The 26832-nt window shown below is 58.5% G+C and carries 27 protein-coding genes; 11 read left to right on the forward strand and 16 right to left on the reverse strand.

All coding sequences use genetic code 11. The features are described from left to right. Positions 1–35 precede the first annotated feature (35 nt). From otsA to BCF11_RS00520, 8 genes are all read left to right on the forward strand, one after another. Entirely contained in the window at positions 36–1412 is a 1377-nt protein-coding gene (gene otsA, locus BCF11_RS00480) for an alpha,alpha-trehalose-phosphate synthase (UDP-forming) (protein ID WP_098492994.1), read from the forward strand. Between the two features lie 225 nt (positions 1413–1637). Next, positions 1638–1841 carry a cold-shock protein gene (locus tag BCF11_RS00485; RefSeq protein ID WP_098492995.1) on the forward strand — a complete coding sequence of 68 codons (204 nt, stop codon included), beginning with the start codon at positions 1638–1640 and terminating at the stop codon, positions 1839–1841. 344 nt (positions 1842–2185) lie between these two features. Beyond that, positions 2186–2797, forward strand: coding sequence for a LysE family translocator (locus BCF11_RS00490; RefSeq protein ID WP_098497257.1), 612 nt, complete (start codon positions 2186–2188; stop codon positions 2795–2797). Positions 2798–3157: 360 nt separating this feature from the next. Beyond that, positions 3158–3976 carry a GNAT family N-acetyltransferase gene (locus tag BCF11_RS00500; protein ID WP_158229116.1) on the forward strand — a complete coding sequence of 273 codons (819 nt, stop codon included), beginning with the start codon at positions 3158–3160 and terminating at the stop codon, positions 3974–3976. 155 nt (positions 3977–4131) lie between these two features. Next, entirely contained in the window at positions 4132–5199 is a 1068-nt protein-coding gene (locus BCF11_RS00505) for a sensor histidine kinase (protein WP_098492998.1), read from the forward strand. Between the two features lie 43 nt (positions 5200–5242). Next, positions 5243–5986, forward strand: coding sequence for a LytTR family DNA-binding domain-containing protein (locus BCF11_RS00510; RefSeq protein WP_098492999.1), 744 nt, complete (start codon positions 5243–5245; stop codon positions 5984–5986). A 308-nt stretch (positions 5987–6294) separates the two neighbouring features. Continuing rightward, positions 6295–6489: a hypothetical protein gene (locus BCF11_RS00515; RefSeq protein WP_098493000.1), complete on the forward strand. Its 195-nt coding sequence runs from the start codon at positions 6295–6297 to the stop codon at positions 6487–6489. 50 nt (positions 6490–6539) lie between these two features. After that, positions 6540–8792, forward strand: a complete 2253-nt coding sequence (locus BCF11_RS00520) for a M9 family metallopeptidase (protein WP_098497258.1) — start codon at positions 6540–6542, stop codon at positions 8790–8792. Between the two features lie 197 nt (positions 8793–8989). On the opposite strand, the gene BCF11_RS27315 is transcribed toward BCF11_RS00520, so the two are convergent. After that, on the reverse strand, positions 8990–9382 hold the full coding sequence (locus BCF11_RS27315; RefSeq protein WP_158229117.1) for a hypothetical protein: 393 nt from the start codon (positions 9380–9382) through the stop codon (positions 8990–8992). Between the two features lie 141 nt (positions 9383–9523). Here BCF11_RS27315 and BCF11_RS00530 point away from each other — a divergent pair, with 141 nt between their 5' ends. Continuing rightward, positions 9524–9814 (forward strand): hypothetical protein, encoded by a 291-nt coding sequence (locus tag BCF11_RS00530; RefSeq protein ID WP_098493002.1) that lies wholly within the window; start codon positions 9524–9526, stop codon positions 9812–9814. Between the two features lie 166 nt (positions 9815–9980). Further along, the gene (locus BCF11_RS00535; protein WP_098493003.1) at positions 9981–10856 is read left to right on the forward strand and encodes a class I SAM-dependent methyltransferase; all 876 of its coding nucleotides are present in this window, start codon (positions 9981–9983) and stop codon (positions 10854–10856) included. 146 nt (positions 10857–11002) lie between these two features. Here BCF11_RS00535 and fabV read toward each other — a convergent pair whose 3' ends face one another. Both fabV and BCF11_RS00545 read right to left on the reverse strand, forming a co-directional pair. Continuing rightward, the gene (gene fabV / locus BCF11_RS00540) at positions 11003–12199 is read right to left on the reverse strand and encodes an enoyl-ACP reductase FabV (RefSeq protein WP_098493004.1); all 1197 of its coding nucleotides are present in this window, start codon (positions 12197–12199) and stop codon (positions 11003–11005) included. Between the two features lie 124 nt (positions 12200–12323). After that, positions 12324–13127 (reverse strand): SDR family oxidoreductase, encoded by an 804-nt coding sequence (locus BCF11_RS00545; protein ID WP_098493005.1) that lies wholly within the window; start codon positions 13125–13127, stop codon positions 12324–12326. 120 nt (positions 13128–13247) lie between these two features. On the opposite strand from BCF11_RS00545, the gene BCF11_RS00550 reads away from it, so the two are divergent. Continuing rightward, positions 13248–14213 carry a GlxA family transcriptional regulator gene (locus BCF11_RS00550; protein WP_098493006.1) on the forward strand — a complete coding sequence of 322 codons (966 nt, stop codon included), beginning with the start codon at positions 13248–13250 and terminating at the stop codon, positions 14211–14213. 186 nt (positions 14214–14399) lie between these two features. Here BCF11_RS00550 and BCF11_RS00555 read toward each other — a convergent pair whose 3' ends face one another. The 13 genes from BCF11_RS00555 to BCF11_RS00610 form a co-directional block, all read right to left on the reverse strand. Beyond that, positions 14400–14672 (reverse strand): DUF4242 domain-containing protein, encoded by a 273-nt coding sequence (locus BCF11_RS00555; protein WP_098493007.1) that lies wholly within the window; start codon positions 14670–14672, stop codon positions 14400–14402. Positions 14673–14852: 180 nt separating this feature from the next. Continuing rightward, positions 14853–15500, reverse strand: coding sequence for an HAD-IB family hydrolase (locus BCF11_RS00560; RefSeq protein WP_098493008.1), 648 nt, complete (start codon positions 15498–15500; stop codon positions 14853–14855). A gap of 253 nt (positions 15501–15753) precedes the next feature. After that, positions 15754–16128 carry a copper-binding protein gene (locus BCF11_RS00565; protein ID WP_098493009.1) on the reverse strand — a complete coding sequence of 125 codons (375 nt, stop codon included), beginning with the start codon at positions 16126–16128 and terminating at the stop codon, positions 15754–15756. A gap of 125 nt (positions 16129–16253) precedes the next feature. Then, positions 16254–16532: a hypothetical protein gene (locus tag BCF11_RS00570; protein ID WP_098493010.1), complete on the reverse strand. Its 279-nt coding sequence runs from the start codon at positions 16530–16532 to the stop codon at positions 16254–16256. Between the two features lie 58 nt (positions 16533–16590). Then, positions 16591–16953 (reverse strand): hypothetical protein, encoded by a 363-nt coding sequence (locus tag BCF11_RS27320; RefSeq protein WP_143751213.1) that lies wholly within the window; start codon positions 16951–16953, stop codon positions 16591–16593. Next, positions 16950–20114, reverse strand: coding sequence for an efflux RND transporter permease subunit (locus tag BCF11_RS00575; RefSeq protein WP_098493011.1), 3165 nt, complete (start codon positions 20112–20114; stop codon positions 16950–16952). The genes BCF11_RS27320 and BCF11_RS00575 overlap by 4 nt, the downstream gene beginning before the upstream one ends. Beyond that, a complete protein-coding gene (locus tag BCF11_RS00580) occupies positions 20111–21670 on the reverse strand; it encodes an efflux RND transporter periplasmic adaptor subunit (RefSeq protein ID WP_098493012.1) in 1560 nt (519 codons plus the stop codon). Before BCF11_RS00580 ends, BCF11_RS00575 begins: the two co-directional genes overlap by 4 nt. Further along, on the reverse strand, positions 21667–23016 hold the full coding sequence (locus tag BCF11_RS00585) for a TolC family protein (protein ID WP_098493013.1): 1350 nt from the start codon (positions 23014–23016) through the stop codon (positions 21667–21669). The genes BCF11_RS00580 and BCF11_RS00585 overlap by 4 nt, the downstream gene beginning before the upstream one ends. 75 nt (positions 23017–23091) lie before the next feature. Next, positions 23092–23508, reverse strand: coding sequence for a hypothetical protein (locus BCF11_RS00590; RefSeq protein WP_098493014.1), 417 nt, complete (start codon positions 23506–23508; stop codon positions 23092–23094). A gap of 205 nt (positions 23509–23713) precedes the next feature. After that, positions 23714–23887 (reverse strand): DUF1289 domain-containing protein, encoded by a 174-nt coding sequence (locus BCF11_RS00595; protein ID WP_098493015.1) that lies wholly within the window; start codon positions 23885–23887, stop codon positions 23714–23716. Positions 23888–23890: 3 nt separating this feature from the next. Beyond that, entirely contained in the window at positions 23891–25168 is a 1278-nt protein-coding gene (dmeF, locus tag BCF11_RS00600) for a CDF family Co(II)/Ni(II) efflux transporter DmeF (protein ID WP_098493016.1), read from the reverse strand. Between the two features lie 7 nt (positions 25169–25175). Beyond that, complete coding sequence (locus tag BCF11_RS00605; protein ID WP_098493017.1) at positions 25176–25451, reverse strand: metal/formaldehyde-sensitive transcriptional repressor; 276 nt, start codon at positions 25449–25451, stop codon at positions 25176–25178. Between the two features lie 212 nt (positions 25452–25663). Then, positions 25664–26827 (reverse strand): chromate transporter, encoded by a 1164-nt coding sequence (locus tag BCF11_RS00610; protein WP_098493018.1) that lies wholly within the window; start codon positions 26825–26827, stop codon positions 25664–25666. Positions 26828–26832: the final 5 nt, after the last annotated feature.

Here is a 26832-nt window from a genome sequence, read left to right on the forward strand (position 1 = left end):
ATCCTATGTTTTTAAAATCAAGAAAGGAAGCGCCTATGTCACGTCTGGTAGTAGTATCCAACCGACTTGCCGATCCGCGCAAACCGGCGGCGGGAGGTCTGGCGGTGGCGCTCGGCGAAACCCTGAAAAGCACTGGCGGCCTGTGGTTCGGCTGGAGCGGCGACGTAATCAAGGACGGCACTCCCGGCGAGGGCGAGCTGCGCCTGCATCAGGCGGGGCCGGTGACGCTGGCCGAAATCGATTTGTGCCAGGAAGACCACGACGCCTATTACCGCGGCTATGCCAACGGCGTGCTGTGGCCGGTATTCCATTACCGGCTCGACCTCGCCAACCTGGAATCCGGTTACCTGAGCGGCTATCGGCGCGTCAACCATCTGTTCGCGCGCAAGCTGATGCCGCTGCTCAAGCCGGACGACATGATCTGGGTCCACGATTACCACCTGATTCCGCTGGCTGCTGAATTGCGCGCCATGGGCTGCGGCAACCGCATCGGCTTCTTCCTCCACATCCCGCTGCCGCCGCAGCAGATACTAGCGGCGATTCCCTCGCACGAATGGCTGATGCGGGCCCTCTTCGCTTACGACCTGGTGGGCTTCCAGAGCGAAGCCGACCTGCTGAATTTCTCGCATTACGTGAAAGCCGAAGCCACCGCCGAAACCATAGGCGCCGGCCAGTTCCGTGCCTTCAACAGCACCGTGCAGGCCGGCGCCTTCCCGATCGGCATAGACGTAGACGAATTCCAACGGCTGGGACGCGCGCGCGAGGCCGTCGATACCTACGAGAGCACGCGCACTGAATATTCACGGCGGCGCTTGCTGGTCGGCGTCGACCGCCTGGATTATTCGAAAGGCTTGCCGCAGCGCATACGCGCCTTTAACGAACTGTTGCGCGAATACCCAGAGAACCAGCACAGCGCCACCCTGCTGCAGGTAGCCTCGCCCAGCCGCGAAGACGTCGACGCCTATGCCGACATCCAGCACGAACTGGAAAGCCTGTGCGGCGCCATCAACGGCAATTACGGCGATTTCGACTGGATGCCGATCCGCTACATCCATCGCACGGTGGCGCGCAAACGGCTGCCCGGCCTGTACCGGGCTTGCGACGTCGCCCTGGTGACGCCGCTGCGCGACGGCATGAACCTGGTCGCCAAGGAATTTATTGCAGCGCAAGATGAAGCCGATCCGGGTGTGCTGGTGCTGTCTCGTTTCGCCGGCGCCGCCGAACAGCTGAAACAAGCGCTGCTGGTCAATCCCTATGACATTCCAGGCACCGCGCAGGCAATCCAGCGCGCCTTGCAAATGCCGCTGGCCGAGCGCCAGGCGCGCCACGCGGCGCTGCTGGCGAATGTCCGCAAATACAATGTGCACTGGTGGTGCAGGCAGTTTCTGCAGACGCTGGCGGCGGTCCGCTAACAGTGAACAAGATGACAAAATAGAGGATTGGCACGAAAACAACACCGCCCATGCATATTCGCTATTGACGAACCGTCTTAAGTTGGTTAGCGTACAGAAGCGACCTCTTGGCACCATTAGTCTGAGTGCGTGGCCACACTTCAAAGTTTGATCGTGTGTAAATTAGTTAGTGAAAAGCCAAGCGCTTTAGCACTAATACGATGTGTAATTAATTGAGAGATTATCATGGCAACAGGTACTGTTAAGTGGTTCAATGATTCCAAGGGTTTCGGCTTCATTACACCGGACGATGGCGGCGAAGATTTGTTTGCGCACTTTTCCGCAATCACCATGGATGGCTTCAAGACGCTCAAGGAAGGTCAAAAAGTGCAATTTGATGTCACTCAAGGCCCTAAGGGTAAGCAAGCATCCAATATCAAAGCTCCTTGATGTGAAATAGCGAACGGAGAAACTGGAAATTCTTCGTGCGTTAGGCAGGAAAACCAGCTTATTCGAAGACTCGCCAGGACCTTGAGTCTGTGCGATTGCCTGTCCCGTCCGGAGGGCATTGTCGCAAGCGATCTGAGAATCAAAAAAATGGGAGCAGCTATGTGCTCCCATTTTCTTTTCAGCGGGCCGCGGCAAGGCCGCCGTTCTTGCAATCCCCTTGCCTTGAATCCCCCTTTCTCAAGCAAATTCGTGCTCTCTGGAAATCTCCCCGTTGCTTTCAATGATAAACTTTGAAACCGGCGCAGCTGGATCGGACGCGCAAGTTGAATAGTGGAGACAAACTCATGACACTGGGATTTTTGCTGACCACCTTGATCATCGTCGCCTCGCCCGGCACCGGCGTCATCTATACGCTTTCCGCCGGCTTGTCGCGCGGCGCCAAAGCCAGCGTGCTGGCGGCCTTCAGCTGTACTCTCGGGATCCTGCCGCATCTTGCCGCCGCCATGCTGGGGCTGGCAGCGGTACTGCATTCCAGCGCCATGGCCTTCAACGCCATCAAATATGCCGGCATCGCTTACCTGCTGTTCATGGCCTGGAACTCGCTGCGCGAAAAAGGCGCATTACGCGTGGAGGGCGCCGTGGACCAGCGCTCCGACCTGCGCGTGATCATCGACGGCATCCTCATCAACATCCTTAACCCCAAGCTGTCCATCTTCTTTGTCGCCTTCCTGCCGCAATTCGTCAGCCCGCAAGAAAGCCATCCGCTATTCCGCATGCTCGAGCTGTCCGGCACCTTCATGCTGGCCACTTTCGTGATTTTTTCCCTCTACGGCATCTTTGCCGCCGTCATGCGCGACCATGTAATAACCCGGCCAAGCGTGATGACATGGATGCGCCGCAGCTTTGCAACCGCGTTCGGCGCGCTGGCGGTCAAGCTGGCGCTGACCGAAAGATAAGATCGGGAATGGCGGTCCGCAAGCGCTGCGCGGCCCTATTTTTTTGATTTTACGTACTGCAGTTCGCAGGTTTGCACGCTCTGTTCCTGGCGGAAAAGTTCATTGCCGCTGTCGCATGATGCCAGCCATCGGCGCTTGTCGTAGGCAAGGCCAAGCAAAATCGCCAGCGCGATAATGACGCATATGACGGCTACGGCAATCAGCACTTTCTTCGGAACTGGACGCATCGGTTGATAGCAGTGGTTGATGGCGAACCAATGTTAGCGCAGTATCAGCCTGGTCTGCGCAAGAATATCCAGCCGGGTATGAACCGCGGGCTTTGCCCTGGCAAGAATGTGGCCATTTTGTATTTATCCGACCATGAAAAAACAAGAAGAAAATAGCCCGCATTGGGGCATCCTGACCGAACTGATGTTCAATCGCGTCCAGGGAGAAGTCATTCGCCATGGCGAATACACGGTGGTACGGACGCCCGCAACTCCTGACTACTATTTCGGCAACCTGCTGGTGCTGGAACACGCGCCCCGCAATCAAGATCGCCCGCGGCTGGAAAACGATTTCCGTCAGCTTGTAGGAGCGCCGCCGCTGATCAAGCATCACACTTTTTTGTGGCCGGTACGCGGCGATGCGACGATGACACCGGATGCATTTATCGAAGCCGGTTATGAGTTCAGTGAAAACACCGTTCTGATCGCCCATCCACAGGATCTGGCCGCAGCTGCGCAATATTCCCCGGAAATCACACTGCGCCGCTATCGCAATGCGGCCGACTGGTCAGACTGGCAGGCGCTGAAGATTGCCGAAAACGCCGGTCACTTTCCGGAACAGGAATTCTTGCGCTATCTGGCCGGATTACAAGCGATGTACCAGCAAATGATCGGCAATAATCACGGTGACTGGTGGGGAGCATTTATTGGAGACAGGCAGGTTGCCAATCTCGGTATATTTTTCGCCGGGGATACCGGCCGCTTCCAGGCCGTCTTCACGGCACCCTCTTATCGCAACCGGGGCATTTGCCGCGCCCTGGTGCATCATGTTGCGGAACACGGTTTCGGGCGCGCCGCCCGCCTGGTAATGGTGGCCGACCAGAACCACCATGCCGCCCGGCTCTATGAAAAACTTGGATTCCGGCGGCGCGAGCGCATGGCCAGCTTGTGCAGGTGGTCCGCCGCAGGCTAGACGGGACCGGCAGCAATCCTCGGGCCCGTTGAGCTGGCGGAAAATCTCCGATTCCGGCATTTCAGCCACTGATTTCCTCAATTCAGACCAAGGCCTGCCGCAAATACTGCATTCTGGTAGACAATCGGGCATCGGAGATTTGACAAGGACCGAGCATGCGTCGTCGCATCTGGCTACTCTATCTGGCTGCCTGGTTGCCCGTTTTTCTATTTTATTTTCTTGCGACCCAGGGCGAAGGCCTGTTCAACGGCAATATCAGGGTTGGACAGGGCCTGCTTTCGGCGGCATGCTGCCTTGGTCCGGCGATCCCTCTTCTGTTCCTGGTATGGCCGCTGACCGGGTACCTGAAGCGCAGCAATCGCAGTACGGCGGCGTCGGCCGCAATTCACATCGGATCGGCCCTGTTCCTCACCGTGCTGTGCATGTCTCTGGCAGCCACCATTGTTTTTTACTATGGCAATCCGGAGGCTTCCAAATCAGATGTAGAGCAATGGCTCATATGGCAATCCTGGGGCTACCTCATGATGTATGCGGTCAGCGCAGGCATCTTCCACGCCATCCGCGCCATCGAGACCACCCGCTTGCAGTCTGTCGCGATTGCGCAGGCCGAAGCCTTGCTGGCAAAGTCGGAATTGACGGCGCTGCGCAATAAATTGAATCCTCATTTCCTGTTCAACACGCTGCATTCCATCATCGCCCTCACCCGCAAGGAGTCAAGCGCAGCAGAGACTGCGCTGCTTAAATTTTCGGACATGCTGCGCTATATTCTCGATACCGAAAAAAGCGGAGACACCATGGTGACGCTGGATGAGGAACTCAAGTTTGTGCGCGACTATCTTGCCCTCGAAGCGCTGCGCCTGGGCAGCCGCCTGCATGTTGAATGGGATATCGACGATGCCGCCCGCTACCATCTGCTGCCGGCGCTGACCGTGCAGCCGCTGGTGGAAAACAGCATCAAGCATGCCTTCAATCCGCACAGCCGGCCGGGAAAGCTGGCTATCAGCGCCCACATCAATAGCTCCGGCAAAGGCATCGACATCACGGTCAGCGACGACGGCCCCGGCTGCGACAAGCTCGCCATGAAGGAATCGGCCGGACTAGGCGTAAAGACAGTGGCCCGGCGCCTGCAGCTGGAATACGGCCAGCGCGGAAATCTGGAGATCAGGACGGCGCCGGGCGCCGGCTGCGCCATACACCTGTCGATTCCGCTCGAAGCGGCCTGATTGCTCTCCCCCTGACGCAATCTCACCAACCTCATAAAGAGCCATGAAAACAAAAACCGTCTTTATTGCAGAAGATGAGCCGCTCGCCCGGGAAACCCTGCGCGACTGGATCCAGGCGCATCCGCAGTTGCGCCTGGTCGGCGAAGCCGCGGATGGCGCCAGCGCCCTGAAACAGATCGACAAGCTGGCGCCCGACGCCGTGTTCATGGACATTCAAATGCCGGAAATGACCGGCCTGGAAGTGCTGCAGCGTCTGACCCACGCGCCGGATTTCATCTTTACTACCGCCTATGACCAGTATGCGGTCATCGCATTCGAACTGAACGCGATCGACTATCTCCTCAAGCCGTTCTCGCGCGAGCGCTTTGATGCCGCTGTCGAACGATTGCTGGAGGTCGCCGTGCCATCCAAAGATCTGCTGCAACTGGCGCTGAAGCAGGCAGCCGAGCAGGAAACCGCCATGCTGAAGCGGATCCTGGTACGCGACCGCGGCCATATTTTCCCGCTGGCGACGGATGAGATCGAATATCTGAAATCGGAAGAGAAATACACCGTGATCGCAGCCAGGAAAAAAACCTTCCTGGTGCGCATCGGACTATCGGAACTGAGTACGCGGCTCGACCCGGGGAAATTCATCCGCATTCACCGCTCAACCTTGATCAACCTGGATTTTGTCGAATCGATGAGAGCGGACGACCAGTCTCAGCTGCAAATCCAGATGCGCGACGGCACCCAGCTGATCGCCAACCGGGAAGCGTCGAAGATGTTGCGCAGCATGTCGATCTAACGGATGACAGCTGCCGCTAGCCATACATAGACCAGCAGGCTTTTCTAGCTGTTCGTCTTGGTGTTGAGCGGCATCGCTCGATGGCGGCAAGTCCTCAATGCATGCAGAGTTGTTGTCATGACAGCATCTATTATTGCTGATATCAAGATACAGCCTGTAATTCCAGGATGACAATCCTAGCGCACGCTATCAAATCGCCGTCCACCTGCGAAGAGACGCAAGCGGCGAAAAAAAAACCCGCCAGCCTTGCGGCAGCGGGTTAAATCCAAAACTTAGGGAGAGTTGGAGGAGACTTTACCGATATTGCGTTGCCAAACGTATTTTCAAGACCCTCTTATCAAAATTATTTCCGGCACACGAAAATCCCGGAAAACCTCGCTGCACCGGCGTTTTTTCTGCTCGGCCAGCATGCCCTGCAGCCGCCGGCCGCCACCTACCTGCAAACTCTGACAGCTATTTACCCTGATCCGGGCAATGTACTTTATCCGACCGGCGGCCGTTGACCTCCTGCAGCGAGGTGCGCCGCCGCAATTCACATGAGGACAATAAACCGATGATGATTCCAAAGAATACATTCTGGCTGGCAGGCTTGATGGTGCTCAGCCTGCAGTCTTATGCCGCCGCTGTTCCGGCCGCCACGCCGGAACCGGCGCTGGCGACCCAGGCGCCGATGCCGCGTGCCCGGCAAACCCTGCCGCCATCGCCGGAACAGTCGCGATTCAACCTGTCTCCAAGCAAAAAACCGCGGACCGACTTGCTGCCGCCACTGACCCGGCCAGCCGCCGGCAACCGCAGCAAAAGCACGGCCGCCGCGCCGGATTGCCGGGATATGGATGTATTGACGGGCTATGACGGCAATGCCCTGGCCGACTATATTGTCAACCTGCCTGACTATGAATGCCATTACGGCTTGTTCTCGCTGACAGCCGCCCAGGCTGCCAAAGCATACTCGGCCGGTAACTTCAGCGCCGTCGCCAACCGCTTCACGCAGGAGGCCCGTACCTACAACGCCGGCAGCCGGGCCCTGGTCAATCTGCTGATCTACCTGCGCGCCGGCTACTATCTTGCCAGCAGCAACGTCATTTCCGCTCCGTCCTCATCACTGCTTGCCGCCCTGCGGCCGCCGATCAGGCAGCTGGTCGATGGCGATTTTCTGTTCAGGGAAAACGCCGTGGCGCCGACCAGCGCCAGCGAAACGCTGAAGCTGATCACCAACATGGGCGATGAACCATACTATCTGGGCAGCATGAAGAACCTGGTGCTGCGCTACACCAACACCGTCAGCAATCCGAATGCAGCGCAAGCGCTGCGCCAGCCGACTGCAGCCGGCGGCTTTACCGGCGCGCTGACCGTGATTTTCTATGCCCACGGCAGAGCCGATGGCAAGCTGATGCTGCAGAACGATGCGACATATGCCGCCGCGCTGAACAATTTTGTCGTCAGCAACAAGAGCGCCCTGCTGCCCACCGAAACCGCCTACCAGCTCACCGATGCTGCCAACGAAGCCTTCCGCTTCTTCCAGTACCCGGCTCAGAAAAACGCCGTCAAGGCCATGATCCAGGCGCTCCTGGCCGACACCAGCATGACCGGCGCCGGCAGCGAACTCTGGCTGGCGGCGGCGGTTTCGGTTAAATATAACGACAACGCCAATTGCGCCGAATACGGCACCTGCAATTTCGAAGCCAGGCTGGCCGACGCCGTCCTGAAAAACAAATATACCTGCAGTCCATCCATCAGCATCCGCGCCCAGGACATGAACCCGGCGCAGATGCAGGCATCGTGCGCACTGCTGAAGACGGAAGAAGCATATTTCCACGACATGCTGCAAACCGGCGGCAAGGCGGTCGCCAATGATCACAATACTTCGCTGGAAGTCGTGGTGTTCGACGACTATAGCAATTACAGCAAATATGCGGCGGCGATCTACGGCATCAGCACCAACAACGGCGGCATATATCTGGAAGGCAGCCCTGACGGCGCCGGCAACCAGGCCCGCTTCATTGCCCACCAGGCTTCCTGGATGCGTCCGCTATTCAAGATATGGAATCTGGAACACGAATATATCCATTACCTCGACGGCCGCTTCGACATGTTCGGCGATTTCGGCGCCAGCACCGCCAAGCCGACCGTCTGGTGGATTGAAGGTTTGGCGGAGTATCTGTCCAAGAAGAATGACGACCAGGAGGCGATCGACAGCAGCCGTAGTGGCGTCTACCGCCTGAGCCAGATTTTCGGCAATACCTATGCCATGAACGACTACCAGCTGCGCGCATATCGCTGGGGATATATGGCGACGCGCTTCATGTTCGAGCGTCATCGCAATGATGTCGATGTCATTACCGGAAAATTCCGCGTCGGCGACTACGAGGGCTACCAGAACACCATGGCGTATATCGGCGCCCGCTATGATAGCGAGTTTGCCAGCTGGGTCATGAGCGCCGGCACTAGCGGTGAACCGCCGCTGCCAGATGGCCCGCAACTGCCAAGCTGCGCCTCGTCCAGCTACCTGGGTAAGAATTGCGCGATCAGCGGCTTTTCCGCCACGGAGCGGACTTATGCCTATATCCAACTGCCAGAAGGCGCAAAAAACCTGAAATTGAGGACCAGCGGCGGCAGCGGCGACGTCGATCTGTACGTTGCGCTGGATCGCTATCCCAGCCCGGCGTCCTACGACGCCGTCAGCAACGGCGCCGGCAACCGCGAAAGCATTACGATAAGCGCGCCGGCAAGCAAGCGCTGGTATTACATATTACTCAACGCCAGGCAGGCTTTTAGCAGTGTGACCTTGGCCGCTACCTACGATTGAAGAGCGCCAGGCGAGGCGCGGCCGCATACGTGGCAGCGCCCTCTTTTCAAGGGCGCCGTTCCATGTAGCGGGTGGTGCAGTATGCCGTGCGCCAGAAACGGCCGGCAATACTCCCGCCTCTGGCGGTCGTCCCTCTTGTTACTTTATTTCAAATTGGGGCATGAACGTTCTAGCAACAACGTTCGTGAGAAATCCCATCAGGGAAGCAGCTCGTCGATGTAGGCAATCGCACGCTGCCTGGCGCAATCCAATGCTTCAGTTTCGCTGTCGAAGTATTGTTCGGTGCTGAATATCTCAGCCCGGGAAGCCTCGCCGAGATGAACTATGACGAACTCAGCACAAAGCCTCTCAAGGCCATGCAGGGATATTTTCCGCACGCGAGGAGAAACAAAGTAATCCTTATATCGGAATTCAAGTTCGTGAATGATGCCGCTCCTTTCAGCTTTTGAAAAAAATGGTAGCACACCAGGCCACACATGCGGTACTGGTGATTTTACCGGGCAGCTGTCGCCGGCGTGCAGCGCTGCTCCGCCCCGACCTGTAAATTCCGGCAGTTCCGCGCCGCTCCCATTCAATCTATATTGGGACAAGCAGCAGGCAACCCCAGGTGGAGTCCTGGTCCACGGCAGCATTTACATTTTCGGGATTGGATCGGCGGCTTTCATGACCGTTCTGTCTCTTTGGCACCTTGCCATTCGATATCAAAACTGCTTGAAAATTGAAGGCGGCATATGAAAAAAATACGCGTAAGCATTTTATTTGTCAGTGCAATATTTGCCTGTGTCATGACGACACGCCTAGCCATTCCGCTTACCCATGAAAAAAAAGACGCGTTTTTCGAATGCAATACAAAGGCGATAGATCGCCTCATCACAGAACAGACGCGGACAGGCTTGGAATATTCCGAGCAGGACTGGCAAGCCATTCTTGCCGTCAACGCCGATGCCTGCGGGGAAAGAAGCACGTTTGGGTACCCGATTCTTCCCCGCTATATTTATCTTCCGTTTTCAGTGAGCAATTGACTCCACTTTCGTCGACCGCAAGTGCCTGCAATCGCACAGGACGTTCAGGCCCTCCCGGAGCGTCATCTTGCCATGACATCGGGGCCGGCCTTGGCGGCTTGCGCAGAATCAAAGCCGTGCCGGCCTCAAGCGACGCCTAGTCGCGTTCAGATACAGGAGAAGCAGGATGAATCCGCTACAAGAAAATATCGTTCAGGCAGGAAAACCGAGCTGGACCGCGCGTTGGGTCGCGGCAATGCGGGCCGCCCACCAATTGCTGGACAAGCCTGTCATATTCAGCGATCCGATGGCCTTGTCCATACTTGGTCCCGCGGGAGAAGCCAGCATCCGTCACGACCCTGCCCAGTTCAACGACCCCATATCCCGTGACTTGCGGGCCGCTCTGGCGGCGCGGAGCCTGCTGGCGGAAGATGAATTGCGCCGGGCGGTAGCCGCCAGCGTAAAACAATACGTCGTCCTGGGCGCTGGCCTGGATACCTTTGCGTTCAGGAACGGCTACCGCGACCAGGGGTTGCATGTTTATGAAGTAGATCACCCCTCGACCCAGGCCTGGAAAATCGACATCCTGAAAGAAGCCGGTATCGGCATACCCGATTCCATGACCTTTGTCGCCATCGATTTTGAAAAAGCCACCTTGGCCGAGAGATTGCAGGAAGCCGGTTTTCGTACAGACCAGCCAGCCTATTTTTCCTGGCTAGGCGTCACCGTCTACCTATCCGAGGAAGCAATCTTCGATACGCTGAAATTCGTCGCATCGCTGCCCAGGGAAAGCGGCATCACATTCGATTACAGGGTGCAGCCTTCCATGCTCAGTCCCATTGATTATGCTTTAGGCGAATACATAAGCAACCTCGTCGAGGAGCAAGGGGAGCCGTGGAAAACATCGTTCAATCCGATGTCCCTGCAAAAGAAACTGCAGAGCATGGGACTGCACGTAACCAAGGATCTTGGTCCCGCGGAGCTGAATAAGCGATATCTGGGAGAACGCGAAGACGGCTTGCAAACCCGCCTCGGCTTCCGCTTGATATGCGCGGAAAAATAAAATGCGGCACGGGAGGAATCCGAGGCAGGCGCAGCATAAATTTCAGCGCAGCACGTTGATCATGCCCACACCCGGACGGGTATAGGCATTTTTTACAGGAAATACAGCGAACCGGACTTGGGAGCCTACCCGCGCTCAGCAGCCGCCTACGCCTGGACCAGGTTGGGAATCTCCACTTCGCAGCTGACGTCCGCTTCATAATCCACCTCTTCGATCTCGAATCCGAAGAGGCGCAAGAATTCTCGCTTGTAGCCGGCAAAGTCGGTCAGCTCGTAGATATTGTCGCTGGTGACCTGGTTCCAGAGCTGCTGCACCTGGGCCTGGACTTGCGGATCCAGTTCCTTGTAATCGGTGCGCAGCCGGCCTTCCGGGTCCATGCATGGCGTCTTGCCGTACAGGCTGTCGTTGTAGAGTGCGTAGAGCTGTTCGATACAACCCTCATGCGTACCCCGCTCCTTCATGACCTTGAACAGCAGCGACAGGTAGAGCGGCATCATGGGAATGGCCGAGCTGGCCTGGGTTACCACGGCTTTCAGCACCGAGACGCGCGCATCGCCGCCCTTGGCTGCCAATTTTTGGCGGATAGCGAGCACTTTCCGGTCCAGATCCTTCTTGGCGGCGCCGATGGAACCATTCCAGTAGATGTCGTGGGTGATCTTCTCGCCCAGATAGGTGAAAGCGGTCGTCTTCGCGCCGTCGGCCAGGACTCCGGCCGCCTGCAGCGCATCTATCCACATCTGCCAGTCTTCGCCGCCCATGACTGCCACCGTGTTATCGATCTCTTCCTGGGTGGCCGGTTCCAGGGTCGATTCCTTGATCACTTCCTTGTCAGTATCGAGGCCGCGGAAGCTGACTGCCTGGCCAACTGGCTTCAGCGTCGAGCTGAAGACTTCGCCGGTCTTCGGGTGGGTGCGCCGCGGCGCCGCCAGGCTATACACGACCAGGTCGACCTGGCCGAGGTCCTGCTTGATAGCCTCGATGGTCTTGTGCTTGATGTCGTCGGAAAAGCCGTCGCCGTTGATGCTTTTCGCATACAGACCTTTGGCCGCGGCAAACTGGTGGAATGCGGCGCTGTTATACCAGCCGGGAGTGCCGGGCTTGGTGTCGCTGCCCGCACGCTCAAAGAACACGCCGAGCGTATCGGCGCCGCAGCCAAACGCCGCCGTGATGCGCGCGGCAAGTCCGTATCCGGTCGAGGCGCCTATCACCAGCACTTTTTTCGGACCGTCTGCGATCGCCCCCTTCGCCGTGACATAGTCGATCTGCTGCCGCACGTTTTCTGCGCAGCCGGCCGGATGGGTAGTGACACAGATGAAGCCGCGTACGCGTGGTTTGATGATCATGAAGATTTCGCTTATGAGATGCCGCAATGACGGCTGACAGGGATGGACAAGATCCTGGCATTATAAGCGAGGTGATCGGCGCTCCAACTCCGCAATCACGATGCCCGGCCGGCTATGCTGCCGGTCAGACTCCGACCCGGTAGCGCGACGCCGGTTTAACGTGGGACAGATTCGGCTTCAGCGCCTTGCGGGCGTCGTCGAAACGGCTCCAGTCATCCAGATCCGGCAGCGACGGCAACGTCACCAGCTCGCCTTGGTCGAGCCCCGCCAGCGCAGCATCGACCAGATCTTCCGCCGTCATTACAATCTCGTTCGGCAGATGCTGTACCGGCAAACCGGCACGATCCCAGAATGGCGTGCTGATTGCACCGGGCAGCACCGCCTGTACGCGCACGCCTTTTTCGGACAGCTCATGGTCCAGCGACTGCGTCAGCGCCAGGACATATGCCTTGGTGCCGCCGTAGCTGCCGTTCAGGATTTCCGGCGCCAGCGCCGCGATCGATGAAATATTGACGATCGTGCCATGCCCGCGTCCGACCATGGCCGGCGCGACGGCGCGCGTCAGGCGGGTCAACGCCTGCACATTCAGCGTGATCAGCTCATCGAGTTCCTCCGGCGTCGAATCGACCAGGCTTTTGGTAGCGCCGAGACCGGCATTGTTGACCAGCATCGTGATGCTGGCATCGCTGGCCAGCCGCTGCTCAACGATTTGCAAGTCGCTCTTCAGACTCAAATCGGCCTTGATGGTATCGATCTTCCGACCGCTGCTTGCGGACAGCTGGCGCGCTAACTGGTTCAGCTTGTCCTGGTTGCGGGCTACCAGTATCAAATCGTAGCCGCGACGCGCCAGGCGGTTGGCGTAAACGGCGCCGATGCCAGTCGATGCGCCGGTTATCAGGGCTGTGTCCTGCTTGGTTTGCGTAGTCATTTTGTATCCTCGATGAGATGTTGCCGAACTGTCTATCCGGCCGGTTTTGAACGTTGACAAGCACAGTGTAGGAGTCCAAGATATATCCCAAATGACATATTTACCTCGAATTGGGACAATATGAAAAAATCCATCGCCTTTGTCGTTTTCGACGGCTTTCAGCTGGTCGACATGGCTGCCGTCTCGGTATTCGAGCTGGCCAACGATGGCCCCAGCGGTCCCACCTACGATCTGGCTGTGCTGTCGGAACATGGCGGACCGGTGCGCAGTTCGTCCGGCGTCAAGATCGACAGCCATCCCTTCAATGCCCGCATCTACGACACCGTGATGGTCACCGGCGCCATGGAGGCGGTGGTGTCGTCGCCTGGCCTCATCGATTTCCTGCAACGGTCGAGTGAGGCATCGCGCCGCACCGCCAGCATCTGCACCGGTGCCTTTATTCTTGCCGAAGCCGGTTTGCTGGACGGACGCCGCGTCACCACGCATTGGGCGCAAGCGCGCGAACTGCAGCACAGGTATCCGAAGACCAGGGTTGAAGAGGACCGGATTTTCATCAACGACGGCAAGGTCTGGACCTCGGCCGGCATGACCGCCTGCATCGACCTGGCCCTGGCCATGGTGGAACAGGACTTGGGCGCCGCCAGCGCCAGTTCGATCGCGAAAATGATGGTGGTGTATCACCGCCGCAGCGGCGGCCAGTCGCAGTTTTCAGCGCTGCTGGAAATGCAGGCGAAATCAGACCGTATCCAGAGCGCGCTCAGTTACGCCAAGCGTAACCTGGCCAGGGAACTGTCGGTAGACGAACTGGCCGATGCCGCCAACCTGAGCCGGCGCCAGTTCAGCCGCAGCTTCCGCAGCGAAACCGGGCAGTCGCCGGCAAAGGCGGTTGAAGCCTTAAGAGTGGAAGCGGCGCGCGCCATGCTGGAAGACAGTAATCACTCTATCGACGTGGTGGCGAGGGAGACCGGATTTTCAGATCCTGAACGGATGCGGCGGGCATTTTTACGCAAGTTCGGCCAGCCGCCGCAAGCGTTCAAGCGGGCCGCGCGATTGGGCAAGGAAGTTTTGTCGGCGGCAATGCCGTGAAGCTATCCACCGAAATGCGCCGTTCCATTATCGTTGCCAGGCACGAGCTTCGAATATGCAGGACCGGTCATTGAGTTGTCCTGACTTAGACTTGATCTGACCAGCCGCCACGACTCTCGGCGAACGGTCAGTTTGCCCCGGCAATCCCAGGCCCGGCCCAGGTTTTTCCGGAGCACCCGAGCCGCATCATTCCGCAGTAACCGGGTCAATAATCGACACAACTTCGGAGATACGGTTTGCGGGGAAGCCCCCTTGCTGGGCATGCTCCCTGACCATCGCTTCGTCCGGTGCGATATAAACGCAATAAATCTTGTCGCCGGTAACATAGCTTTGCAGCCATTGAATCTGCGGCCCCATCTTGCTCAGCACGCCGCATGATTTTTGCGAAATGGCCTGGAGTTCTTGCGGCGACAATTTCCCGGCCCCGGGAATTTCACGCTCGATCACGTACTTTGGCATAGCACTCTCCTCACGATGATTTCCAGGCGGGCACTACACCCGCCGCCCTGTCACGCACGCCGTGACATCCGATATTTATACACCGCATCGGCCGCTCATCGTCGTTAAAATTTGCCGGCAATGCCTATACGCAATATCTATCTGGCGGATGTCGTGACGAGCGGGATTTGCAGATCCTGCTCAGTTTGCCGCCGCTTTGCGCGGCCAGTCAGCAAGCTGAGGCATGGCTGCGGATCCGCGCAGCCACCCGAAATCGGCAAGGGCAAGCATTTCCCGGTCGCCTCGGCTATCGCCATACGCGTATAGCTTCTCTGGCGGGCTGCCGGCGAACCATTGCTGCAAGCGCTGCACCTTCTGCGGTCCCCAGCAATTCGGCGAGGCCAGGCGGCCGGAAAACAGGTCATCAAGAAATTCAAGCTCGGTCGCCAGAACAGCATCAAAACCCGCACTTGCGGCCCAATGCTTCAGATATAAGGATGGCGACGCACTAACCAGGACCAGCCGGTGACCAAGGCGCTTATGCTCCTCGATCCTGGCGATCATTTCGGGGCGGACCAAGGCTGGCAACTTGTGAACGGCATAATCACCCGCCAGCTCCTCCAACCTGGTTTGCCTCATGCTGCCTATGGCGGCGGCAAGAAAATGTGCTTTGGCGGGACCCCGCCCGCACACGCCGGCTAGCAAGCCAAGGAGCCAGGGAGAGGCGCGTAGCACGCCAAGGGCAAAGCGGCCACGGCCGACTGCGTACAACACAAAGTCGCGCAGGCTGTCGCCGGTAGAGATGGTGCCGTCGAAATCAAAAGCGGCAACAGTGTGAGTTGTTTGCATCAATTTTTCAATAATATTGCAGGTTAAATGCCAAGGCGGGCACCGCCCGGTTCTGGAAATATTCAGCACAATAAGCGTTCGGCGTCGCTGCAGAATATCAGAGACGCTCTCTTCCTGAGCTTTTTAGCATGACTCTGGATATCCATCCACGATTCTGTAAGTCACACAGCCCTGCCTGTGAGCGGGCGCCACGCACCTTCGTCTGACTGCTTACCCCTCAGAACTCGGAACGAGCCGCCTGCCCTTGCAGCACTTACTTCACGCTGGTAACAACATAGTCCGCGCCCTGCTTGACGAAATCGATGGTCACTTTCTTATCGGCGGCAAGCTTGTCGAAGAACATCTTGTCCTTCACAGTGAAGGTCATCGTCATGGCCGGCCAGTTCAGGGTTTTGACAGGTCCATGCGCCAGCGTCACTGTGCCCTTCACCGTGTCAACGGCCTTTACCACGCCGGTAGCCTGGTGGGTTGCCGTTTTCGCCGTGGAGCCAGAATTCATATTGTCCATCGGCATTGCCTTCATATCCATGCCTTTCATCTCCGTGGTCTTGGCGCCGCCTGACTGCGCGAAAGCCGCTCCGGATGCGGACAGCGCCAGAATCAGGGACAGGGCTGCGGTAGGTTTCATGCTCGTTTCCTTTTTTAAAATTGAGGGGGTGATTTGGAACAGCTAACCCCCATCCAATGGACAAATGTACACCGGATGGTGGCCGCTCCTGGTTACCCAGGCGCTTACTACGACTTCCTTACGCTTCAATGGCCGTTATAAATGTCATGCCAAGCCGTCGTCCCCGCTTTGGCGCCCATCGCTGCCTGAGGATTCATGCTTGCCATGCCGCCCATATTTTCCATGCAGTCCTTCATCATCCCGTCCATTCCGGCCTGCTGGTCTTTACTGGCTGCTGTCTGCGCAAGCTCAAGCTGCTTAGCCTTGCGTGCCTGTTCGATCAGTTGCCAGTCGGGACCGGCGAAAGCTGGCAAAGCGGCGCCGATTGTACTAATGCAGAGCAAGGTGAGTAGTAATTTTTTCATGATGTATTTCCCGGTAAGTTGATAGTCGATATGGTTTCATCAGATTCACAACGCCGAGCTAATTCAGCCACCTGCAGTACACGACGCGTAGCGCCAGGGTTGGCCGAACTGAAAAATCAGGAACAACTATCTCAGATTCGTTTGCTGCAATAAAACGTCGCGTCGTCGCGATGTACATCAGCCCTGGATGGTCGCCGTTGCCGTGAATACTTGCAACGGCAGGCGGCGCCAGGTAACAGGAAGCGCATGGCAGGCAAGCCGTCATGGTCGGCGGCTGTCCGCTTGTCAGCGCGACCAGTCTGTCGCTCTGCAACGGTAAAGCGCCGGCCTGAGCGGTCCACGCCAAAGCGATCAGCACAGCCGCGCACAATACGCAGCACATGCTGATCCGGCGCAAGCGCCATGAGATCAATGGCTTCATCGCGATCTGTCCTCAACCGGCAGCGCCGCTGCGGCGACGCGCATCCGGCGCCGGCGCAGCAGCAGATAAACCGCCGGCACCACAAACATCGACAGCAGCGGCGCCGTGATCATGCCGCCTACCATCGGCGCAGCGATGCGTTGCATGACTTCCGATCCGGTGCCGGTCCCAAGCATGATCGGCACCAGTCCGGCGATAATGACAGCCACCGTCATCGCCTTGGGCCGTACCCGCAGCACGGCTCCCTCGCGTATCGCATCGAGCAGATCGGCTTCGCTGTCCTTGCCGGCAACAAGCCGTTCCTCCCACGCGTGTTTCAAATACAGCAGCATGATCACGCCGAATTCAGCCGAGACGCCGGCCAAGGCAATGAAGCCGACGCCGCCGGCGACCGACAGGTGGTAATCGAGCAGCCACAGCAGCCAGATACCGCCGGCCAGCGCAAATGGCAGCGTTCCCATGATCAGGAACGCTTCGTCAAAGCGCTTGAAAGTCAGATACAGCAGGACGAGGATGATGAGCAAGGTGGCAGGCACCACGATTTTTAGTTTGGCGCTAGCGCGTTCCAGATATTCGAACTGCCCTGACCAGGCGATCGAGTACCCGGCCGGCAATTTGACTTCCTTTGCCACGGCTCGCTGCATATCGCGCACGGTGGAACTGAGGTCGCGATCGCGGATATCGACGTAGACCCAGCCCGACAAGCGCGCATTCTCGCTTTTCAGCATCGGCGGACCATCGTCGATGCGGATCGCCGCTACATCGCCCAGCCGGATTTGCGCGCCGCGTTCCGTCAATATCGGCAGCTGCCGCAGTTTTTCGACCGAATCGCGCAGCTCGCGCGGGTAGCGCACATTGATCGGAAAGCGCTGCAGTCCTTCGATGGTTTCGCCGATGTTGTCGCCGCCTATGGCTGCCGCCACGACGCTCTGCACATCGGCGATATTCAAGCCATAGCGGGCGGCGCCGTCGCGATCGATATTGACGTCGACATAGCGTCCGCCATTCAGGCGCTCGGCCAGCGCCGACGACACTCCCGGCACATGTTTGACGGCACGTTCGATCTCACCGGTGATACGGTCGATTTCCTGCAGGCTGACACCGGCGACCTTGACCCCGACCGGACTTTTGATGCCGGTGGCCAGCATGTCGATACGGTTGCGTATCGGCGGCACCCAGATATTCGACAGCCCGGGCACCTTGACGATGCGGTCCAGTTCCTGGATCAGCTTTTCCGACGTCATGCCAGGACGCCACTGATCATGAGGCTTGAACTGGATCATGGTTTCAAACATTTCCAGCGGCGCCGGGTCGGTGGCGCTCTCGGCGCGGCCAGCCTTGCCGAACACGCTCTGCACTTCCGGCACGGTCTTGATCAGGCGGTCGGTCTGCTGCAGCAATTGCTGCACCTTGCCGGCCGAAAGGCCTGGCAGCGCCGACGGCATGTACAGCACATCGCCCTCGTCCAGCGGCGGCATGAACTCGCCGCCCAGCCGCGTCATCGGCCATATCGTCACGGCCGCTACCAGGGCTGCTCCCAGCAAGGTCAGCTTGGGGAAACGCAACACTATATCTAGCAACGGACGGTAGAGTGCGATCAGAAAACGATTGAGCGGATTCTTTTGCTCATCCGGGATCCGGCCGCGAATCAGATAGCCCATCAAGACCGGAATCAGCGTGACCGCCAGGCCGGCCGCGGCAGCCATGGCATAGGTCTTGGTAAAGGCCAGCGGAGAAAACAGCCGCCCTTCCTGCGCCTCCAGCGTAAACACCGGAATGAACGAGAGCACGATGATCAACAGCGAGAAAAACAAGGCCGGTCCCACTTCCGCTGCGGCGTCGCCGACGACGCGCCAATGTTCATCGCCTTTCAGTTTTTCTCCAGGATGAGCGTGGTTCCAGGCTTCAATATGCTTGTGGGCATTCTCGATCATCACCACGGCGGCATCGACCATGGCGCCGACAGCGATCGCAATCCCGCCCAGCGACATGATATTGGCGTTGACTCCCTGGTAGTACATGACGATAAAGGCGATCAGGATACCGATTGGCAGCGTGACGATGGCAACCAGCGCCGAGCGCATATGAAACAGGAAGATGGCGCACACCACGGCGACAACGATGAATTCCTCGATCAGTTTTTCCTGCAGATTGCTGACGGCGCGCTTGATCAGGCTTGAGCGGTCGTAAGTCGTGACGATCTCGACGCCGGGCGGTAAACTCGCTTTCAATATTTTCAGCTTGGCCTTCACCGCGGCTATGGTTTCCAGTGCGTTTTTACCGGAACGCATGATGATCACGCCGCCGGCGACCTCGCCTTCGCCATTCAGCTCGGCAATCCCACGCCGCATTTCGGGACCGACCTGGATGCGAGCGACGTCGCCCAGGCGCACCGAGACGCCGGCGTCAGTCGTCATCAAGGGAATCTTGCGGAAGTCGTCCAGCGATTTCAAGTAGCCTGATGCGCGCACCATGTATTCGGCTTCTCCCAGTTCCAGCACGGAACCGCCGGTTTCCTGGTTGGCATTCTGCACGGCGGCGATGATCTTCGCTTGCGGAATGTTGTAGGCGCGCATCTTGTCCGGATCGAGCACGATCTGGTACTGCCGCACCATGCCGCCTATGCTGGCCACTTCCGAGACATTCGGCACCGCTTTCAACTCATACTTGAGAAACCAGTCCTGCAAGGCGCGCAACTGCGACAGATCCATCTTGCCGCTATGATCGACCAGTGCATATTCGTAGACCCAGCCGACGCCGGTGGCATCCGGGCCAAGCGCGGTTTTGGCTTGCGGCGGCAGGCGCGACTGCACCTGGTTAAGGTATTCCAGCACCCTAGAACGCGCCCAGTAAGGATCGGTGCCGTCTTCAAACAGAATGTAGACGAAAGAATCGCCGAAAAAGGAATACCCGCGCACCGTCTTTGCTCCCGGCACCGACAACATGGTGGTAGTGAGCGGATAGGTGACCTGGTTTTCGACGATCTGCGGCGCCTGGCCCGGATAGCTGGTGCGGATAATCACCTGCACATCCGACAAATCGGGGATTGCATCCAGCGGCGTGCGCGACAGCGACCACATGCCCCAGGCGGTCACCATCACCGTCGCCAGCAGCACCAGAAAGCGGTTGGCGATGGACCAGCGGATCAGCCGCGCGATCATGGCGCCGCTCCTGCCGGCCCGGCTGGTGTTTTCATGCCGGCGGCAGCCGGGGCAATCGTCGTTATCTGGAATGCGTCATCTTTATCAGCATGGATCTCAAATACGACATTATCGCCAACCGCGATATTGCCCGGCAGGCCAGCCGCCGGCGTCTTGAAGCCCATCGTCATCGCGCCCCATTGCAAGCTGGGAATCGGTCCATGCGAGATCGTGATTTCATCCTTGGTGATGCTTTCAACCTTGCCTGCGCCGTGATGTGTCGGCCCGCTGGCCTGGCTTGCTGCCGGCGCAGCCACGTCTGCCATCCGGATTTCGGTTCCGCTCAAGCTGGCTTCGGAATCGATCAGGAACTGACCGGAGACCACTACATTTTGTCCGGCATCCAATCCTTTACGGATTTCGGTCTGGCCGTTGCTCTCGCTGCCGATTTCAACCTCGGCCGGCGCAAATTTTCCATCTCCTTGCGCCACCATGACGACATTGCGCGTTCCGGTCCGTATTACCGCTTCGGTAGGTACCAGCAAGATGTCTTTACTTACGTTGGAAGAGAAATTTATCGTCGCAAACATGCCCGGCACCAGCTGGCCGGACGGGTTGGCCAACTCAATGCGCGCCTTGAGCGTGCGCGTCGCAGAATTCACATCCGGCAGGATCGCGCTGACCTTGCCTTTGAACACCGTCCCCGGCAGTGCCGGCGTGCGCGCTTCGACCGCATTGCCAGGCCGCACCTGGGCCGCCAGCCCTTCAGGCACATCGGCATTGACCCAGATCGTGGCCAAGCCGTTAATTTTGAACATCGGCGCCCCCACCATCACCGTCATGCCTTCGCGCACGGCCAGCTCGGACACCACGCCGCTGATCGGCGCAAACAGCGTCAGGCGCGCCTGTACCTTGCCGCTAGCTTCCACCAGGCGGATCTGCTCGTCGTTCATGCCGGCCAGGCGCATGCGCTGACGCGCGCCGCCAAGCAGGCTGTCCATGCCGTTTCCCTGCATGCGCCTGACTGAGAGGTATTCTTCCTGGGCGGCCACCCATTCCGGCACATATAATTCAGCCAGCGCCTGCCCTTTGCGTACCTGATCGAGCGGCGCGCGCACATATAGCCGTTCCAGGAAGCCATTGCTGCGCGCCTGCACCAGCGCGACATCGCGCTCGTTATAAGCGACGCTGCCCACAGCCATCACTGCCGACGTCAGCTTGCCCCGAATCACCGCGGCAGTACGGATGCCCAGATTCTGCTGCACGCGCGGGCTGATGCTGACCTTACCTTCGTCAGACGCATCGCCGGCATAGACAGGCACCAGCTGCATATCCATGAATGGCGATTTGCCAGGCTTGTCGAATTTTTGCCCCGGCACCATCGGATCATGCCAATACAGCACTTTCTTGCCTGAATCGGCGGCTTTCTGCTCGCCGGCCGGCGCCGCAGTTGCGTCATCCGGCATGGATGCGGCCATCTTCTTGCCATGATGCATGCCAGCCGAATACAGACCGTAGCCGCCGGCCCCGACGAGCGCCGCAATTGCTGCGGCGATGAATATTTTCTTGTTCTTCATTGGGTATCCTGGTTCATTGCCGCGTGCGTCATCGCAGCATCGGTCGGAAAGAGAAAATTCAGTTGCGCCCACAGGCGGTCGGTGTCCGTCGCCAGTTGCAATGCCTGGATGCGGATATCGATCACGTTGCGGCGCGCCGCCAGCACATCGGCCAGGCTAGCCTTGCCACCCCGGTAGGCAGCGATCGCTGCCAGCGTGCGCTGATTGGCCAGCGGGATCAGTTCGCTCTCATAACGTGCATGGCGCTCGCGGTCGTTTTGCCACTCCTCGATCATGCTCTTGGTCTCCGCCACATGGCTGCGCAGCATGTCTTCACGCTCGGCCTTGGCTTGTTCCACCACTGCCAGCTTGGCAGACAGCTCGCGGTCCTGGCGATTCTTCCGGTCCCATTGCAGCGGGATCGACAGGCCGACAGACACCATGTTGGAATACGCCGCACTACGCTGCTGGAACCCTACCTCCACGGTCCAGTCGGCCTTTTCATTGGCTTTCGCCAGCTTTGCGTCTGTCTCGGCGACTTCGACCTGCTTGCTCAAGACCGCGATTTCAGGATGATGTGCAATCGCGCTGTCGAGGGTCGCCAGATCCAGGCGGATGGCGTCGGTAGCAGGTTTTTCTGCCAAAGCGAGATCCGAGGCATTGCCAATCCAGCGCGCCAGCATCGTATTGGCGTTGCGTACACGGCGCCGGATTTCACTGGCGCGATCGTCAAACATCGCCAGCGCGCTCTGGGCAGCGAAGACATCGGCCTGACTGCCGCGGCCGGCGCGGTAGGCGCCTTCGGCCGATTGGATTTCCAGCCTCGCTTGCGCCCCCTGTTCCGCGACAACCGCTGCCATCGCGTCCGCGTAGTAGCGGTCAAGCCAGGCCAGCGCGGTATCTCGCTCAATGGCCGCCGTCGCCACGGTTTTCTCGGCAAGGGTCTTTTGCGCTTCAAGCTGGAAGCGGTCAGAGCGCAAACGGCGTTTGTCGGAACCCGTAATCTCCTGCATCACGCCGATCCGGCGCATGGTCATGAAATCGCTATTGAGACTGCCGCGGTCGCGGCCGGTGACCGGCAGGTTGTCGATGCCGGCTTTCAATACCGGATCGGGCAGCTGGCCGGCAGCAACCGCCATGTCGCGTGCAGCGGCGATGGAGTAATCCTGCGCCGTCAGTTGGCGTGAACGATCGATGGCGCGGCGCTGGGCTTCTGCCAGCGTTAATGGCGCCTCGACTGCGTAGACGTTGGCAACGAGCGCAAGCGACCCTGCCAGCGCGGCGAGACCGATTCTTGCGGATAACAGAAGAACCGTGTGGCGCACCGTGCGGTGCGCGGAAAATGTAGAAAATGCGAGGGACGGCATGAAACCTCCAGACAGCAATAGACAACATCGAGCGTGCACACGGCACGGCGACGACGGGCTAGGCGATCTGGAGCGTTAAATACGGAAACAGCAGTTACGGATGGATAGCGGCGGCGCGGTAGTGCGCGCCAGAAGAAGAGAGTTCGGTTGGGTGTCAACGGCATGGTCGATCAATTCGACGTTGCGGAACACCAGCGTCAGCGCCGCGGCCACAAAAGGCTGCACATGCGGCATCTGCGGCTTGTCCAGCGACTGGTTTCCTGCTTGGTCGTTGGCGTGGCAAAGGCTGGGTTGCGCCTTATCGGCGCCGGCGCATCCGCTCATTGCCAGATCGTCGTCCATCGACATGGACATCGATACCGATACCGATTCGTCGGCCTGTCCGATATTCAAATTCGGACAAGCGTATCCCGCCACCGCAAGCTGCATGAACAGCATGCTGACCAGCACGATGCATGCTGTAATCAAGCGGGATGAGCGAAAGAATTTCATGGTTTATAGGTTTTTGCTTAATTCATAGTAAGCAACGACGATATTTTTTGTCAAGCGATGTAGCGCATTATCAGCGTTCCCCCTGTGGGAAGGTCAATGATTATTTTTAAAATCGATTTTATCCATGCCACAAGCCGCAGCGGACCGAATCTGTGCAGCAGGGGCGCAGACTCAGTCGATTATCGGCAAAAGAGAGCGCCCAGCCCTATTTTGGCAGCCTGCTCTCCCGCCTCCGGCGGTCCTGCAATATCTGATGCCGCCGGCTGTCCTTCATCTTTTTCCAGTCCCTGCACTCCTCCCGCGTCCGCAGGCAGGCGATGCAAAAGCCGGTTTTTCCATCGAATTTGCATATTTCAACACATGGCGAGCCAGCACTCATAAGTCAAACTGCCCGCTGCTGCGCGTGTACTTCGACCGTGATGTGCGACAGCCCCTTGAATCGCCGCAGCACGCCGTGATAGAAATCGGGACCGCGCAAGGACTCCTGGGTGACGACAGAAACCACCGCCGCGAAGTGACCTGGGCCAAGGCGCCATACGTGCAGATCGACCAGCTTGTCTCCCGCGGTTTCGACCGCAGCGCGCACCTTGCCTGCCATCGCGCCACTTGGATTGATATCCATCAGGTTGGCTCCGGTATCGCGGATCAGGCCGTATGACCAGTTAGCGATCACCAGGGCGCCGACGATGCCGGCCAGCGGGTCCATCCAGAGCCAGCCAAAGGTTTTCGCCAGCAGCAGCCCGATAATCGCCAGCACCGAGACGGCGGCGTCGGCAATGACGTGGATGTAGGCTGCCCGCATGTTGTGGTCGCGCGTGTCGACGCCGTGCCCATCATCTGCATGATCGTGTTCTGCGAAACTGACGGCGTGCTCGCCATCGGCCAGCGTCACCACTGCCCTGAAGGTGTGCGGCTCCGGGATGTCCGTAGTCGACTGCAGAAAATCGGCGGTCCTTGCGAACGCGAACACCTGGCGCGCACCGTCAGGCCGCACGGTCGTCACGGTCACATCCTGTGTTGGCAACCCGGCAGCTGCGCTTTCGGCCCTGATGCGGAAAACCGGCGGCACGCCATCCTCGAAAATCGACAGCGCCAGCACGCCGGACGGCGTTTCTATCTGCTGTACTTCCTCGCCATGACCGTGTCCGGCGTGCTGATCGTGAGCGTGAGCGTGACCGTGGCTATGGCCATGATGATCCGCGCCGCTCAACAGCCACGCGCTGGCGATATTGACCAGCAAGCCGGCCACGGCAATGGGGATCGCTTCACCGAAGCGTATCGGCAGCGGCGACAGCAAGCGGTCAATCGCTTCATAGCCAATCAGCATGGCGATCATCGCCAGGATGATGGCACTGGTAAATCCTGCGAGGTCGCCCAGTTTACCGGTGCCGAAGACAAAGCGCGGGTCGTTCGCGTGCTTGCGAGCGTAGGTATAGGCAAACGCTGCAATCAGCATGGCGCCGGCGTGGGTCGACATGTGCATGCCGTCCGCCACCAGCGCCAGCGAACCGAATAGGTGTCCACCAATAATCTCGGCCAGCATCATCGCACTGCAGAGTGCGATGACAGCCCAGGTCTTGCGCCCGTTCTTGTCGTGCCCTTCGCCCAGGAAAACGTGGTCATGCTCAACCTTGAATGGCGTTTCGTAAAATTCACTCATGGCAGGCTCACTTGAAATAGCTGTGGACGACATTGATAAGCTGCTCCTTGCCGCCTCCCTGCTCGCCGTCATGGGCCTCGGCATCGACCAGGTGGGTGCGGATATGGTCTTCCAGGACCACAGCCAGCAAGCCGTTCATGGCGCCACGGCAGCTGGTGATTTGCTGGAGCACATCCATGCAGCCCTGCTCCTCTTCCAGGGCGCGCTCGATGGCATCCAGCTGGCCGCGGATGCGCCGCACCCGGTTCAGGAGCTTTTGCTTGTCTTTCACAGTATGGCCCATGCTTCCTCCTATATAGGATAGGGGGGTACCCTATAGAAAGGACTCCAACGTGTAAACTGTCTTGCTAAAACAGCTGGCGTCACATTTTGGGCAGCCAATGATACTTTTCGTTTTAACAACGCCTGCGCCAGGCATGGCGCGCGTCATGGATGACCACGCCATGATCGATAATTTATCCAGGTATCGGCGCTGGTTCTGGTCGCTATCGTGCGTCAATGATGCATCAAGGGATAAATCGCTATCCCGATCAACGCCGCGCCAATCACGATGACGGGTTCAGGCAATTTCTTGAATTTCCATAGCAACGCCGCAGTCGCAAGCGCCAGCAGCGCAGTCGGAATATCCGTAATCGATCTTTGTGCGATCACCACCACTGAACCGGCAATAGCGCCGATGGCTGCCGCTGTAATGCCATCGACGAACGCGATCAGCGCCGGCAGCTTGCCGTATTTCTTGAAGTATGGAGCGGCGATTACGGTCGCCAGGTAGCAGGGAACAAAAGTCGCCACTGCCGCCAGGATGGCTCCGGGCAAGCCGCTGATCAGGTAGCCAATGAAACCGGTAGTGATCACCACCGGCCCGGGAGTAATCATCGCGACGGCCACGGCATCGACAAACTGCTTTTCGGTGAGCCAGTGATGCTCCGTCACAACCCCGCCATAGAGAAAGGGCACGATGGCCAGACCCGAGCCAAAAACGAAGGCCCCTGCCTTGGTAAAGAACAGCGCAATTTGAATCAGGGTATTGGTGTCCGTCGCGGATGCGAGAGCAATATTTGGTAACTGCGTCGGTAGCAGCACGGCTAGGCTCGATGTACCGAACTTGGGCTTGCAGCGGATCACCCAAACCAGCACACCCGCGCCAATGAACAGCAATGCGATTTCCGATTGCGTGATGATGGTTACTGCCGCCAACAACAGGAAGATGCCCCACAGCAGTTTGTCGCGCCCCAGGTTCTTGCTCGCGAGTTTATGCGCACTGATGGCCATGATACCGATCACTGAAGCGCCCACGCCATAGAAAACCGATTGCATCCAGGTCAGCCCGCCGAATCCAACATAGGCCCATCCCAGGGCGACCACCATCAAGAATGAAGGCAGCACGAATGCAAGCCCTGCTGCGGTCGCTCCGCGGATCCGGAAGTGCACGAAGCCCAAATAGATACCCAGTTGTGCAGCCAGCGGACCGGGTGCGATCTGGGCCAGCGCCAGTCCTTCCTTGTAATCGGATTCGCTGATCCAGCCGCGCCTTTCCACCAGGTCGCGGTGCATATAACCTACCAGTGCGACCGGCCCGCCAAAGCCAAACGTACCCAAGCGCAGAAAGTACAGCACAAGTTGCCACAGGGTGTAAGTCGGTTTGCTTGATTCGTCCATGGTTG

This window comes from Collimonas sp. PA-H2, from assembly GCF_002564105.1.
GTDB lineage: Bacteria > Pseudomonadota > Gammaproteobacteria > Burkholderiales > Burkholderiaceae_D > Collimonas.

Excerpts from the sequence above, each read along its gene's own strand:
- otsA (WP_098492994.1), top strand. The coding sequence starts at position 36 with ATGTCACGTCTGGTAGTAGTATCCAACCGACTTGCCGATCCGCGCAAA.
- BCF11_RS00485 (WP_098492995.1), top strand. The coding sequence starts at position 1,638 with ATGGCAACAGGTACTGTTAAGTGGTTCAATGATTCCAAGGGTTTCGGC.
- BCF11_RS00490 (WP_098497257.1), top strand. The coding sequence starts at position 2,186 with ATGACACTGGGATTTTTGCTGACCACCTTGATCATCGTCGCCTCGCCC.
- BCF11_RS00500 (WP_158229116.1), top strand. The coding sequence starts at position 3,158 with ATGAAAAAACAAGAAGAAAATAGCCCGCATTGGGGCATCCTGACCGAA.
- BCF11_RS00505 (WP_098492998.1), top strand. The coding sequence starts at position 4,132 with ATGCGTCGTCGCATCTGGCTACTCTATCTGGCTGCCTGGTTGCCCGTT.
- BCF11_RS00510 (WP_098492999.1), top strand. The coding sequence starts at position 5,243 with ATGAAAACAAAAACCGTCTTTATTGCAGAAGATGAGCCGCTCGCCCGG.
- BCF11_RS00520 (WP_098497258.1), top strand. The coding sequence starts at position 6,540 with ATGATGATTCCAAAGAATACATTCTGGCTGGCAGGCTTGATGGTGCTC.
- BCF11_RS00530 (WP_098493002.1), top strand. The coding sequence starts at position 9,524 with ATGAAAAAAATACGCGTAAGCATTTTATTTGTCAGTGCAATATTTGCC.
- BCF11_RS00535 (WP_098493003.1), top strand. The coding sequence starts at position 9,981 with ATGAATCCGCTACAAGAAAATATCGTTCAGGCAGGAAAACCGAGCTGG.
- fabV (WP_098493004.1), bottom strand. The coding sequence starts at position 12,199 with ATGATCATCAAACCACGCGTACGCGGCTTCATCTGTGTCACTACCCAT.
- BCF11_RS00545 (WP_098493005.1), bottom strand. The coding sequence starts at position 13,127 with ATGACTACGCAAACCAAGCAGGACACAGCCCTGATAACCGGCGCATCG.
- BCF11_RS00550 (WP_098493006.1), top strand. The coding sequence starts at position 13,248 with ATGAAAAAATCCATCGCCTTTGTCGTTTTCGACGGCTTTCAGCTGGTC.
- BCF11_RS00555 (WP_098493007.1), bottom strand. The coding sequence starts at position 14,672 with ATGCCAAAGTACGTGATCGAGCGTGAAATTCCCGGGGCCGGGAAATTG.
- BCF11_RS00560 (WP_098493008.1), bottom strand. The coding sequence starts at position 15,500 with ATGCAAACAACTCACACTGTTGCCGCTTTTGATTTCGACGGCACCATC.
- BCF11_RS00565 (WP_098493009.1), bottom strand. The coding sequence starts at position 16,128 with ATGAAACCTACCGCAGCCCTGTCCCTGATTCTGGCGCTGTCCGCATCC.
- BCF11_RS00570 (WP_098493010.1), bottom strand. The coding sequence starts at position 16,532 with ATGAAAAAATTACTACTCACCTTGCTCTGCATTAGTACAATCGGCGCC.
- BCF11_RS27320 (WP_143751213.1), bottom strand. The coding sequence starts at position 16,953 with ATGAAGCCATTGATCTCATGGCGCTTGCGCCGGATCAGCATGTGCTGC.
- BCF11_RS00575 (WP_098493011.1), bottom strand. The coding sequence starts at position 20,114 with ATGATCGCGCGGCTGATCCGCTGGTCCATCGCCAACCGCTTTCTGGTG.
- BCF11_RS00580 (WP_098493012.1), bottom strand. The coding sequence starts at position 21,670 with ATGAAGAACAAGAAAATATTCATCGCCGCAGCAATTGCGGCGCTCGTC.
- BCF11_RS00585 (WP_098493013.1), bottom strand. The coding sequence starts at position 23,016 with ATGCCGTCCCTCGCATTTTCTACATTTTCCGCGCACCGCACGGTGCGC.
- BCF11_RS00590 (WP_098493014.1), bottom strand. The coding sequence starts at position 23,508 with ATGAAATTCTTTCGCTCATCCCGCTTGATTACAGCATGCATCGTGCTG.
- BCF11_RS00595 (WP_098493015.1), bottom strand. The coding sequence starts at position 23,887 with ATGAGTGCTGGCTCGCCATGTGTTGAAATATGCAAATTCGATGGAAAA.
- dmeF (WP_098493016.1), bottom strand. The coding sequence starts at position 25,168 with ATGAGTGAATTTTACGAAACGCCATTCAAGGTTGAGCATGACCACGTT.
- BCF11_RS00605 (WP_098493017.1), bottom strand. The coding sequence starts at position 25,451 with ATGGGCCATACTGTGAAAGACAAGCAAAAGCTCCTGAACCGGGTGCGG.
- BCF11_RS00610 (WP_098493018.1), bottom strand. The coding sequence starts at position 26,827 with ATGGACGAATCAAGCAAACCGACTTACACCCTGTGGCAACTTGTGCTG.